The 13,655-nt window shown below is 42.7% G+C and carries 12 protein-coding genes; all 12 read right to left on the bottom strand.

Features of this window, described 5'->3' with window-relative positions; all coding sequences use genetic code 11:
* Positions 1-32: 32 nt before the first annotated feature.
* Complete coding sequence (locus tag AC0VX1_RS08660; RefSeq protein ID WP_413008847.1) at positions 33-2,360, bottom strand: DNA translocase FtsK; 2,328 nt, start codon at positions 2,358-2,360, stop codon at positions 33-35.
* A 236-nt stretch (positions 2,361-2,596) separates the two neighbouring features.
* Positions 2,597-2,824, bottom strand: coding sequence for a YlzJ-like family protein (locus tag AC0VX1_RS08655; protein WP_034313564.1), 228 nt, complete (start codon positions 2,822-2,824; stop codon positions 2,597-2,599).
* Entirely contained in the window at positions 2,821-3,567 is a 747-nt protein-coding gene (locus tag AC0VX1_RS08650) for a ClpP family protease (protein ID WP_034313566.1), read from the bottom strand. Before AC0VX1_RS08650 ends, AC0VX1_RS08655 begins: the two co-directional genes overlap by 4 nt.
* A gap of 122 nt (positions 3,568-3,689) precedes the next feature.
* Positions 3,690-5,360, bottom strand: coding sequence for a ribonuclease J (locus AC0VX1_RS08645; protein ID WP_475470754.1), 1,671 nt, complete (start codon positions 5,358-5,360; stop codon positions 3,690-3,692).
* Between the two features lie 280 nt (positions 5,361-5,640).
* On the bottom strand, positions 5,641-6,510 hold the full coding sequence (dapA, locus tag AC0VX1_RS08640; RefSeq protein WP_034313572.1) for a 4-hydroxy-tetrahydrodipicolinate synthase: 870 nt from the start codon (positions 6,508-6,510) through the stop codon (positions 5,641-5,643).
* A 46-nt stretch (positions 6,511-6,556) separates the two neighbouring features.
* Positions 6,557-7,783 carry an aspartate kinase gene (gene dapG / locus AC0VX1_RS08635; protein WP_413021427.1) on the bottom strand — a complete coding sequence of 409 codons (1,227 nt, stop codon included), beginning with the start codon at positions 7,781-7,783 and terminating at the stop codon, positions 6,557-6,559.
* Between the two features lie 105 nt (positions 7,784-7,888).
* Positions 7,889-8,944: an aspartate-semialdehyde dehydrogenase gene (asd, locus tag AC0VX1_RS08630; protein WP_413008841.1), complete on the bottom strand. Its 1,056-nt coding sequence runs from the start codon at positions 8,942-8,944 to the stop codon at positions 7,889-7,891.
* 211 nt (positions 8,945-9,155) lie between these two features.
* Complete coding sequence (locus tag AC0VX1_RS08625) at positions 9,156-9,758, bottom strand: dipicolinate synthase subunit B (RefSeq protein ID WP_034313581.1); 603 nt, start codon at positions 9,756-9,758, stop codon at positions 9,156-9,158.
* Positions 9,755-10,657 (bottom strand): dipicolinic acid synthetase subunit A, encoded by a 903-nt coding sequence (dpaA, locus tag AC0VX1_RS08620; protein WP_048684752.1) that lies wholly within the window; start codon positions 10,655-10,657, stop codon positions 9,755-9,757. Before dpaA ends, AC0VX1_RS08625 begins: the two co-directional genes overlap by 4 nt.
* A gap of 228 nt (positions 10,658-10,885) precedes the next feature.
* Positions 10,886-11,155 carry a YlmC/YmxH family sporulation protein gene (locus AC0VX1_RS08615; protein ID WP_048684753.1) on the bottom strand — a complete coding sequence of 90 codons (270 nt, stop codon included), beginning with the start codon at positions 11,153-11,155 and terminating at the stop codon, positions 10,886-10,888.
* Between the two features lie 157 nt (positions 11,156-11,312).
* Positions 11,313-12,539, bottom strand: a complete 1,227-nt coding sequence (locus AC0VX1_RS08610) for a M16 family metallopeptidase (RefSeq protein ID WP_053534388.1) — start codon at positions 12,537-12,539, stop codon at positions 11,313-11,315.
* A 46-nt stretch (positions 12,540-12,585) separates the two neighbouring features.
* Positions 12,586-13,545 (bottom strand): polysaccharide deacetylase family protein, encoded by a 960-nt coding sequence (locus tag AC0VX1_RS08605; protein ID WP_034313591.1) that lies wholly within the window; start codon positions 13,543-13,545, stop codon positions 12,586-12,588.
* Positions 13,546-13,655 lie beyond the last annotated feature (110 nt).

Raw genomic sequence — 13,655 nt, 5'->3', positions numbered from 1 at the left:
AAAACCGGGCAGCTGCCCGGTTTTTTCTTTACCTATGATGAATGCGCTTCATCTTGTTCATCTTTTGTAACCAATACATTTCGTGGTTTACTGCCTTCATATGGACCGACAATTCCCCTAGCTTCCATTTCATCAATCAATCTGGCTGCCCGGGTATAGCCAATCCTGAAACGGCGCTGCAGCATGGAAACGGATGCAGTCTGCATTTCTACGATCAAGGATACCGCATCCCCATATAAATCATCTTCGACTTCACCATTTGAGGTTTCTGCAATTTCATCGGGTATCATTTCTTCGTTGTATTGTGCTTTTTGCTGTGAAATGACATATGTGACAACTTCCTCGACTTCATTGTCGGATAAAAAGGCCCCTTGGACGCGGACCGGTTTTGAAGCTCCTGAAGGCAGGAAGAGCATGTCACCCCGGCCTAACAGTTTTTCGGCCCCGCCCATGTCGAGGATCGTTCTCGAATCGGTCATTGATGAGACACTAAAGGCAATCCTAGATGGGATGTTCGCTTTAATGACCCCTGTAATTACATCTACGGATGGCCGCTGAGTGGCAATTATCAAGTGGATGCCAGCCGCACGTGCCATTTGTGCAAGCCTTGTGATGGCATCCTCTACATCGTTAGAAGCGACCATCATCAAATCTGCCAGCTCATCGACAATGACTACGATATAAGGCAAGAGCGGTTGTTTGGCGTCTTCTTCAATGTTATACCGGTTAATGTAATCATTGTAGCCTTCAATATTTCGCGTACCGGAATGAGAAAATAGCTCATAGCGCCTTTCCATTTCACTGACCACTTTTTGCAGAGCCTGTGCAGCTTTCTTCGGATTGGTCACTACAGGTGCGAGTAGGTGGGGAATTCCATTATAGACATTCAACTCGACCATTTTTGGATCGATCATCATCATTTTCACTTCATGCGGTTTTGCCCGCATCAGAATACTCGTAATAATCCCATTGATACAAACGGATTTCCCGCTGCCCGTAGCACCAGCCACTAGTAAATGCGGCATTTTATTGAGCTCCGCCTTAACCGCTTCACCGGAAATATTCCGCCCTAAGCCTATTTGCAGTTTTGCGTCAGGCTTGTCAACTTCTTTGGCCTCTAAAACTTCCCTTAATGACACCATCGCCACTTCGGAGTTAGGCACTTCTATTCCGATTGCCGATTTTCCGGGAATCGGCGCTTCGATCCTAATATCCTTTGCGGCAAGTGCAAGGGCCAAGTCATCGGATAGGCTGACAATTTTACTTACCTTCACCCCTACATCCGGATGTACTTCGTATTTGGTTACGGCAGGGCCTAAATGAACTTGAGTGACCCTCGCTTTCACTCCAAAGCTATGAAAGGTGCGCTCAAGTTTTGCCGCATTTTCATGAATCAATTGGTACTCTCCGCTTTGGTCGGTTTTTTTAGGCTGCAATAACAAAGAAAGAGGCGGTAAAAGATACTCTTTATTCTCCACTTCCGTAAAATTCATAGGCGGAACGGCATCATCCTGGTCCCCTGCATTTTCAGCTGCAGTTTCCGGAACAGCGGGAATTATTTCGTTTTCGTCATTATAGGCTTTATCAGCAAAACTGGAAATGATCCGTTCCGTCGCCATTTCCTGTGTTTCCTCTTCTAGAGGGAGCTGATCCGTTTCTTCCACCGGTTCGTTTTGCCGTTTCTTCTTTTTCACGGGATTCTTTTTCTTTTCTTTTTTGTCTTCATTCCACGTTTTCACATCATCTCTGAATGCGGACCATTGTTTTTTGAAAAAGCCTCCAAGACCCCTGAAAAACTTCCCGAGGGTTTCACCTAACGTTTTCCCGGTCAATAGGACGGCACCTACAATGATAAAGAGGAATGAAACGATTTTCGATCCAGCTTCGTCGAATAAAAAGTATGAAGCTGCAAATAATATCGCTCCAATCATACCGCCCCCAAGGTCCTTTGAGCTGGCCTTGCCGGTCACTTCCATCCAGAATAGTTCCCATGTATTCGAAATGACGCTGGGCTTCGTAAATGGTCCCCCATCTGCAAGCATGTTAAACAGGGTAACATGACTTAGCAGGAGCATGCTCGCAACAAGGAAGTACATCCCGACCAATTGCCGTTTCAACAGGTACGGGACCTCTCTCTTTATCATCAAATAGAACCCAGCTGCAATTGCCCCCAACAAAAAGAGGATATACCATTCCCCCATGAAGAAGCGGATTAAAAAGACCGTCCCGTTTCCCACTGCTCCAAGCTTGGCAATGGCAATGATGGCCAAACCTATTATGGTGAGGCCAATCAATTCATATTTAAGCGTTAGTTTTAACTTCTCTGTACTATTCTTTTTTCTGCGTTTCTTCTTTGCCATAATATCACCTGATTCTTCATGAAACTATTCTAACTTTCCTATTCAACATCACCACTTGATTTCCCTTCACGAAACAAACGTTCGCTACTGATTATACCAAATAAATATGACCCTGTCCTTGATATATATACCATTCATTCTTTAGGCGGACATTTTTCCCATATAATGAATAAAGCAGCCAAGCGGCTGCTGATTTTTTCCAGTATATCATAATTTACCTCAGTTAGTCGTATTTACTAATGGTTCATATGTTCGAACACATTTATGACAGCTCCCGGCTGAATGTGTACATTCATATAATCTTCAGGATCGGTGCTGACGATTCGATCAATGCGAAACGTACGGCCACCGTCATGTTCAACCATCACATGTACACCATTGTAGATCATTTCTATTAAATTTGCCGTCTTCTCATGGTGATGAGGGAAAATTATTTCTTCAGGAACGATCGTATAAAGCGTCATTGCAGAAGCCCCTCCTCTTCCCCGGCAATTTTTGGCCTTCTTTCTTCCATGAAGCTATTTAGTTTTCTCATGGCCTGGCCCACTCCTCCTACATCATCGATCATACCGATTTCAACTGCCTCGGCCCCGATAACATTCGTACCGATATCACGTGTCAAGTTTCCTTTGGCAAACATTAAATCCTTAAAACTTTCTTCCGTAACGTTGGAGTGGCGCGTAACAAATTTAATGACTCTTTCCTGCATTTTATCCAAGTATTCAAAGGTTTGAGGCACGCCAATGACTAGCCCTGTCAAACGAATTGGATGAATCGTCATCGTTGCTGTTTCTGCTATATAGCTATGGTCACACGAAACCGCAATCGGCACACCGATCGAGTGCCCTCCCCCAAGTACAATCGAGACGGATGGCTTTGATAGGGAAGCCAGCATTTCTGCGATTGCCAGTCCCGCTTCGACATCTCCTCCGACTGTATTTAATATGACAAGCAGCCCCTCTATATTGGGATTTTGTTCAATTGCCACAATTTGCGGAATAACATGTTCATATTTGGTCGTTTTATTTTGAGGCGGCAGCTGCATATGTCCTTCAATTTGTCCAATGATCGTCAAACAATGGATTTTTGAGTCTTGAGATAGTTGCGGAACATTAGTAGCCCCCAGCTGCTGGATCTTTTCGATTAAAGTTGAATTCTTACCTTCCTGCTTGCCTTCATTTTCATTTGGTAATGGTGCATTATCCACTATGCCAACCCCTTTCTCTTTTAGCCTATAGCTTTATTATGTCTCGAGCCTCGGACTTCATTCTTCAAGATATAAGAGTCAGAAAAAAGAACCCCTGACTGTTCAAATCAGGGGTTCCTTACTTAATATTCCATTATGATCGGTAAAATCATTGGGCGGCGTTTCGTTTTTTCATAGAAGAATTGGTTTAACGCATCACGCATTTCCTGCTTCAGCGTGGACCAATCAAAAGGCTGGCGCGACCCATTTTTCTTTACGATTTCACTTACTATTTCAGTTGCTTCCGCAATCATTTTTTCTGATTCGCGAACATATACGAAGCCCCTTGAAATGATTTCAGGGCCTGCTGCAATGCTTTTATCCTGACGGTTCAACGTGACAACTACAATCAAAATGCCATCTTGGGATAACAAGCGCCGATCACGAAGAACGATATTACCCACATCTCCAACACCGCTGCCATCTATCAAGATATTTCCTGCCGGGACTTTGCCTGAAAGCCCCATTTTATTGCCCTTAAGTTCGATGACATCCCCTTTTTCGGCAATTATGATGTTTTCACGCTTAATTCCCGCAGCAACCCCAACTTTTTGATGGGCATATAAATGGCGATATTCCCCATGTACAGGGATTAAGAATTTAGGATTCATCAAATTGATCATCATTTTTAGCTCTTCCTGGCTGCCATGCCCTGTTACATGCACTTTATATTTATTGGCAGATACCACTTCAGCACCTACCCTGTATAGCAAATCGACGGTTTTGGATAAAATAAGTTCACCGCCCTGCAGGGGTGATGCACTGATCAAAACGGTGTCTCCCTTTTTGATCGTTACCTGCTTGTGGGTCTGCTTTGCCATTTTTTGAAGTGCTGCAATGGGTTCGCCCTGATGACCTGTCGATAACACGACGATTTCACGGTCGTCATACTGGCCAATTTCATTAGTCGGGATTATCAGCTCTTCTTCGACCTTTAAGTAGCCAAGATTCAAGGCTGTTTCATAGACGCGTTGAAGGCTTTTTCCTACAACTGCCACTTTTCTGCGACTTGCTGCCGCTGCATTGAAAACATGTTGAATCCGGTTGATGTTCGAAGCGAAGCACGCAACGATGATCCTTCCGGAGGCAGCATGGAAAGCCTCTGTAATATCTTTGGCCACAACTGCTTCTGAAGTCGTATAACCTGGCCTCTCGGCACCGGTACTATCCGAAAGCAGGCATAGGACACCTTCTTCACCGATACTGGCCATCTTACCGATTTCCGGTTTATATAGATCCGTTGCTGCCTGGTCGAATTTGAAATCCCCTGTATAAACGATTGCACCTTCACGAGTGTGGATCACGACTCCGACAGAATCGGGAATGCTATGGTTAGTCCGGAAAAAGGACACGGCTGCTTGAGGGAAACTTAAAAGGGAATCCGAATCGACTTCAGTGAAAGTTGCCCTGCCGTTAAAGCCATCTTCCTTTAATTTCGTTTTGATTAAAGCAAGTGTAAGCTTAGTTCCATAAACAGGAGCCGGTAAATATTTCAAGACATAAGCAAGCGCTCCCATATGGTCTTCATGACCATGGGTAATGAATATCCCCTGCACCCGTTCCTTATTATCCATCAAATAAGAAATATCTGGGATGACCGCATCGATTCCGAGCATTTCGTCTTCCGGCAGCATTAATCCTGCATCAAGAAGATAGATGTCCTCGTTCACCTCAACAACGTACATATTTTTACCAAGCTCCCCTTGTCCTCCAAGAGAAATCACTTTTATTCCATTATTTTTATCATTACCCAATCGAATATCCTCCTTAAAAAATCCCGTTCATAATTTCCCAATGATTTCATTATAACCGATGTTCAAAAAACATGACAACACTTACCATTTTCAGAGGGACTTTTTCATATAATTCAAAAAACAACCTATTATGTAAGAGATCCTTTGTACTTTTACCAGTTTCGATTGATCATAAAAAATTCCAATACTATCATCCCGAAATCGGAAAGTATATCCCGTTCATATACATCATTATGTAAAAACAAGCCAATCTTCAACGATCAGCTTGTTCCGTGTCTTTTTATTTTTTTAAAACCTTGGTTAATGCCAGGCGTTCCTGCTCCGTCAATGGCACGATTGGGAGTCTCACCGATCCAACGTCAATTCCATATAACTGAAGAGCTGTTTTGACAGGTGCAGGGCTTGGCGCTGCAAACAAACCTTTTATAAGCGGTAACAGTTCCTGATGCAGCCGGGCTGCCTCTTTCAAGTTCCCACTGATGAAGGCCTCCACTATTTTCTGCAGCTCCTTGCCAGCAATATGTGAAGCAACCGATACTACACCCACACCACCAATCGCCAACACCGGTAGTGTTAAAGCATCGTCCCCGCTATATAATGCAAAATCTTCATCCGTGCCGGCTATGATTTGGGTCATAGCGTTTAAATCCCCGCTCGCTTCCTTAACGGCTACGATATTAGGAATTTTCGAAAGGCGGATGATCGTTTCCGGTTCAATGTTAACTGAAGCCCTCCCAGGGATATTATATACCATAACAGGGAGCGTCGTACTGGCTGCAATAGCCTTAAAATGCTGGTACAGCCCTTCTTGATTCGTTTTACTATAATATGGGGCAACCAGCATTATCGCATCGGCGCCATTTTGTTCCGCCTTTTTTGTCAACTCGATGGAAGCATACGTATTGTTGCTTCCTGTACCCATGATGATGGGCACACGTTTTTCAACAACCTTAGAAACATGACGCAATAACGCGATTTTCTCCTCCGAAGATAAAGTTGGAGATTCCCCTGTCGTTCCCGACAGCACAAGCGAATCGGTTCCATTCGTTAATAAGTAATTAACCAATGAAGTCGTCTTTTGAAAATCAATATTTCCCTTGCTATCGAAAGGGGTGACCATCGCGGTTGATACTCTACCAAATATCATCATCTAACACCTCTTTAATTTTTAAAACATTACTTAATAAAAAACCTGATTATTGGACTTCCCCTTCATGCAATTGAAATGCATAGTGCAGGGAATTAACGGCTTCTATTAAATCTTCTTCTTTTACGAGTACCCAAATTGTCGTATGGCTATCCGCTGACTGGAGAATGGCAATTTCCTTTTCGGAAAGCGCTGTGACAATCTTCGCTGCCACGCCAGGTACTCCATTGATGCCTGCACCGACTACCGATACCTTGGCACAATTCCTTTCAATGACCGGTTCATGACCAAGCTCGGCCAAAATCGAGAGGGCAAGTTCTGTCATCTCTTCCGATACGGTATAAACTACACCACTTGGATATATATTTATAAAGTCAACTGAAATGGAGGCATTTGCCATCGCTTTGAAAACTTCAGCCTGTAGATTATATTGATCTTTTTTCGCACGGACCTTGATTTGAGTGATCTTTGGCACATGGGCAATCCCGGTCACAAGCCTTTCACGTATGTCACTGCCCTGGCTTCCCTTGTTCACGCCTGTAACAAGGGTTCCCAAACCTTCGCTGTATGTTGACCTTATCCGAATCGGGACTTTCGCCTGCATCGCAATTTCAACAGCTCTCGGATGAATGACCTTCGCCCCTTGATATGCCATGTTGCAAACTTCCGTATATGAAACGATTGATAATGGACGAGCTTGATTGGCAATCCGCGGATCTGCTGTCATGATTCCTTCCACATCCGTAAAAATATCGACCCGTTCAGCTTGCAATGCGGCACCTAATGCAGCTGCTGAAGTATCACTTCCACCACGGCCGATGGTCGTGATGTCACCATTTTTAGCAGCTCCCTGGAAGCCAGCTACAACGACAACATCCTTCACCTCAAGTTCTTTCATGAGGCGATCGCATTTCATTTCGATTATTTTCGCACTGGAATAGTCGGTATTCGTCATGAATCCTGCTTGAGCTCCAGTATAAGCAACCGCATCAATACCATGTTCCAAGAGCATGTTAGTAAATACTACAGATGATATCGTTTCTCCGACAGACATAAGTAAATCCTGTTCTCGCTTTGAAAGGCTGGCTTTGGCTCCATTTACAAGGGAAAGTAAGGTATCCGTTGCATAAGGATCCCCTTTTCTTCCCATTGCTGAAACCACAACCACCACTTTATATCCTTCTTTAATCGCTTTTTCGATATGCCCCTTGGCAAATGAACGGCTTTCCTCATCACGAACGGATGTCCCACCGTATTTCTGGACGATAATTTTCATAATATGCACCCCAAATATAAGCCAGCTCCCCGATCCGGGAAGCTGACAAAAACTCTCTATCCTATTGGAATTTATTTTTCTGTCGAGTTCATTAAGAATAAATTATTACTTAACGGTAACCAAACCTAATTTCAAAAGGCTTTCAGCAATTTGAACGGAATTCCAAGCTGCACCTTTTAATAGATTATCGGAAACCACCCATAAATGGAAGCCTTTATCTTCATCCAAATCTTTGCGAATTCGACCGACGAATACATCATTCTTGCCGACGGATGAAGCAGGTGTTGGGTAAACTTGTTGTTCCGGTTCGTCTTCCAACACTATTCCAGGTGCCGTTCTCATTAAATCCTTGATTTGAGAAGCCGCTATGCCTTCTTTTTCAACTTCAATGTATACAGATTCCGAATGACCTGTTACAACAGGAAGCCTCACGCAAGTTGCAGCCACTGGCAGGCCTTGCATATGCATGATTTTCTTTGTTTCATTAATCATTTTCATCTCTTCGAATGTGTACCCATTATCTTGGAATTTATCGATTTGGGGAATGACGTTAAATGCGATTTGATAATGCTTTTCGTCCCCTTTTACCGGTAATATTTTCGGATCGATCTCTTTTTCATCAAGCAAGTCGCGAGCCTGTTCCTTTAATTCATTTATCGCTGCTGCACCTGCACCAGAAACAGCCTGGTAGGTAGAAACGACAATTTTTGATAAGCCATATGTCTGGCGGATAGGCTCTAATGCCACAACCATTTGGATAGTTGAACAATTCGGGTTTGCAATGATCCCATTATGCTGCTTCAAGTCTTCTTCATTTACTTCAGGAACGACTAGCGGCACATTTTCATCCATGCGGAAAGCGCTCGTATTATCCACCACTATCGCACCGCGTTTCACTGCTTCTGGAGCCAATTCCTTAGACACGCTTCCTCCAGCACTGAATAAAGCGATATCGATGCCTTCAAAGCTTTCAGGTTTTGCTTCCTGCACTTCGATTTCTTCGCCCTTAAACGTAAGTTTGATGCCTGCGGAACGAGCCGATGATAAAAAGATGATTTTCTTAATCGGTAAGTCCCTTTGTTCGAGTGTTGAAATCATTTGTTGTCCTACTGCTCCAGTTGCTCCCACAACTGCAATACGCAATCCCTGTGTCTCAGTCATTTATACATACTCCTTTTCTATCTCTTAAATTAGTTATTTGTTGGATTTATTACTTCTTGTTCAGAATATCATTTATTTTATCACATTAACATTCCAAAGGGTCGGACTTTAACAAAATATTCTGGTAGTGGAGTGGTTTTTTATAACTTCAACCTACAAATTTATGCATATATGTCAGTCGTTGAAAGCTAGATCCGTGGCAAAAACTTGTTCAGGCTAAATCATCCTTGAACCTTTCGACGATGACAGGTTGGATCTGTTCCCTCTCCAGTGCCGATATGATCGTATCCCTTATCATGCTCATCCTTGCAACCATGGAACTTGGTTTGCCAGTGGGATTATCCTGGCCATATGGAACAAAATAAATATCTTTTGCTGCCATCAGCCTCATTAGATTGACACCATTTAACCCAAGTGCATCATTTGTTGATATCGCGACCACGACTGGACGGTGATTCCTCATCGTCGCTTTTGCAGCCATAAGTACAGGCGAATCGGTAAGTGCATTTGCCATTTTACTCATTGAGTTACCCGTTAAAGGAGCGATCACCATACAATCGAGTGGCAATTTAGGTCCTAAAGGCTCCGCTTTGACGATTGTATCAACGACGTGATTCCCCGTCAATTTTTCTATTCTTTCGACCCAGTCTTCGCCCTTTCCAAAACGGGTTTCCGTGTTTTGAACAGTCGATGTTACGATTGGGATGACTTCCGCCCCTTCATTTACAAGTTTTTCTATTTCCGGAAACACTTCATCATATGTGCAATGTGATCCTGTTAATCCGAAACCAATCCGTTTACCTTTGAGACTCATATCATTTTCCCCTTCCTTTTCAAGAACTCGCCTTGAATCAATAGTCCCAGTGCATTCGCTAATATCTGACCAGCTGTTTTCGGGGCGACTATCCCCGGCAGGCTCGGTGCCAACAGCGCCTTAATTCCCCTTTTTTCAGCGTAACGAAAATCCGTCCCCCCCGGTTTTGAAGCAAGGTCGATGATTAATGTATGAACGGGCATATTAGCGATGACTTTTGCGGTAATTATAGGAAAAGGGATCGTATTGATACATATATCTACATTTTTCATTTCTGCAGCAAGATCATTTAAATGAAAAGGGGCTAATGCCATTTCACTGATCCTTGCTATATCTTCGCTTTTTCTTGCCCCCACCTTTACTTTTGCTCCAAGTGCCTGGAATGACCGGGCTACACTCATACCGACCCTTCCCAGTCCTAGAACGGCTACATTTGATCCATGGATAGTAAAATCCGTATGTTGAATGGCCATCATGATTGCACCCTCAACAGTGGGAATCGAATTATAAATAGCGACATCATCACGTTCGAACAATAGAACAAGTTTGCGATCCACCTTCTTGAATATCTCATCGAGGTAATCGTTACTGATTCCTGCATAAAAAGTGCAATGTTCCGGGGTATTTTTTATCATTTCTTCAGTCAAAACAACCTCTTCACTGGAAAAGATCGTTTCTACTTTCCCATCTGAATCCGTACCCCGGACAGGTAAAATAACTGAATCTAATTCCTTGAAGTTTATATCTTCCATTTTTTCCTTAACAGCTCCGGTAAAAGCATGGTCGAGCTGTTCAAAACCTACCAATAATAGCTTTGCATCAAGCTCTGTCAGTTTACGGACAACTTCAAGCTGACGCGCATCTCCACCAATTACAGCGATTTGCATGCCTGTAAGCATTAAAACCGTCACCTTCTTTATATAAAAGATCCTAAACATTCCTTGCCCCATGATACAATTCCTTCAGGAAGCAATTCGGTTTTTGCTACATTCTCTAGTTACCCTGCCATCTTATGTTTTTACTTAAAAAACGGTGATAAGAAAAGAAAAAACGCCATAGCTATTGCCAGCTAAGGCGTTTTCGAGAGTGTATTTCGAAAAGTTCCAAGGAGTATGAAGCGAGCGTCATTATCCGTCCATATGCTCTCCGTCTTTAAGCGAAAGTCCTTCCTGAAAATCAATGATGACCATATCCGCACCGATTTTTTTTATATGTTCCCATGGCACTCTTATTTCACTGCCATTCCTTAAAAGGCCGAACCATTTGACAGATGGAATGATCAACGAGGTAATTTGTCCGGTTTCATCTATTTCCAAATCCGTCTGACCAAGGATTCCTAATCTTTCCGCCCTATTCACATCGACTATTTCCTTACCGCTCAGTTCGCTTAACCTCAATTTTGGTTCCCCCTTTTTCGTCTTCTATTCAATCTATATCCGAAAAAGGTAAACTTAGAAGGCATTTAACCAAATATTGTCCATAACACTGGACACTGCCGCATTCAAAGAAAAAAAGCCTGACCTTCCATTAATGAAGGTTCAGACTTGTTCGATATTATTTGTCCCAATTTTCCAGCGGGCTCACTAATGACAAGGAATGTTCCGTAAAGATCTGATTTGCCAATTCATTGACGGTATCCTCAGTCACTTCGTCAATCTTGATGATGATATCATCAAGGGAACGGTGCTCACCCAACATAAGCTCATTTTTTCCGTTCCGGCTCATGCGGCTATTCGTGCTTTCAAGGCTGAGCATCAAGCTTCCTTTAAGTTGCTCTTTGCTATTCCGTAATTCCTTTTCCGTAATGCCATCCCTTTTTAAAGTATCCAATGTTTCCTGAATGGTTTCATACAGGCTGTCAAGCTGATTTGTGCCTGTCCCCCCATATACTGTCACCATACCGCTATCTTGATAGCTGGAATGATAAGAGTAAACGGAATAGGCAAGGCCGCGTTGCTCCCTGACGTCCTGGAATAGACGGCTGCTCATGCTTCCCCCAAGGATATTATTCAAGGTAATCAGGCTGTATGTTTTATCATTGCCGATTTCCAATCCGTTGTAACCAAGGCATAAGTGGGCTTGTTCCGTATCTTTTTTACGGGTGATCCTATTTTCGTGGAAGGAAGGTTTGACCAATTCAAGACGGTCTTCCCCTCCTTGATAAGAGCCAAAGTAGCTTTCGACTTCCTTGATCAATTTTTCATCCACATTCCCAGCAATGGACACGACTACCTTATCGGGTGTATACATGTCATGGACGTATTTTTTTAATGTATCACTATTGAAGGTTTCAAGCGTATTTTCCGTCCCTAGTATTGGATAACCAAGGGGGTGATTTTCATATACAGCCTTGCTTAAGAGGTCATGGACAATATCATCTGGTGTGTCTTCGTACATTTTTATTTCTTCATAGACGACATTTTTTTCTTTTTTCAATTCTTCCCCATCAAATGTTGAGTTGAAGAACATATCAGCCAGGATTTCAAGCGCATAGCTTGCATGGTTATCCATTACTTTAGCATAATAGCATGTATATTCTTTTGAAGTGAATGCATTCACCTGTCCACCGATACTATCGAACGATTCGGCAATTTCACGCGCATTTCTCTTAGTTGTCCCTTTAAAGAACATATGCTCCAGAAAATGTGAAACCCCATTCAATTCTGGCGTTTCATTTCTTGAACCTGTTTTGATCCATACTCCAATTGCCGCTGAACGTACAGTTGGAATATTTTCCAATACAATTCTAACTCCATTTTGACACGTGTATTTCTTAATCAACTAACATTCCTCCCAATCATTCTATGCTGATATCGTTACCAATACATTATGGATTCGATCGCTCTTCATCTACTGCTTCCGAAACGGTAACAACATCTAAATCTTTCTTTTTTATTTCAATTATTAACGTTTCCAATGATTTTGCAGTAGATTCAGTCGGATGCATCAATATAAATGCTCCAGGGTGTACCTTAGAAAGCACTCTTTGTTGAAGGACTTCAGGGCTTGGCTTTTGCCAGTCGATCGTATCCACACTCCACATGGCGGTCTCCATACCGAAAGAATCCGCGATTTTCACCGTTTCATCCCGGTAGCTTCCACTTGGTGGTGCGAACCATTTCATTTTCAAACCTGTCACAGCTTCAATGACTTCATTCGTTTTTCGAATTTCCTCACGTGTAGCTTGTGCGGATATGTTTTTCATATCTGGATGTGAATAAGAATGATTTCCAATTTCGTGCCCGCCACCCTTAATCATCTTGGCCAATTCTGGATTTTTCTTGGTCCAATTACCTTCAAGGAAAAATGTGGCCTTAACATTATTCTTTTTTAACACGGCCAACATATCTTGTAGGTATTCATTCCCCCAGGCCACATTGATTAAAAATGATACCACTGGCTTTTCGGGATGGGCCCGGTAAATGGGAGCCGGCTCCAGATCCTCCATATGTATCTTTGCAGGGACCTGCTGAAATACCAGCTTATTCTTATCGAACACGCCCTCCTTCTTCATGGCTTTATACGAATCATCAATATTTACCTTCAGGCCGTTATATGCAGGAACGGTTTTCCAAACAGAATCTATTCGTGCATCCTGTGGTGCAATCTCATATTTTTTTGTTGATTCTTTTATTTGTAAAAGAAGCTCGTCTTCTTGCTTCATAGAAGCAACTGAATCATCGGTTAATTGGGTCAAATAAATTTGTGTATATGGATTTTGCACTAATAACCATGATATACCTGCAATGGCACTTATCGCAACTATCTGCTTCCATTTATTATTCATTTTTTACGCCCCCTTCATACCAAAATGTATGAAGAAAACGGACAAGGTAGAACATGACATCCTTTTGACGCCATTCTCCCCATGGATATTCCAATACCTTTAAACAAAAA

It is taken from the genome of Peribacillus sp. QJM3NY_7, assembly GCF_056173225.1.
Note: the sequence above shows the minus strand (reverse complement) of the source record. Positions and strands in the feature narration are given on the sequence as shown.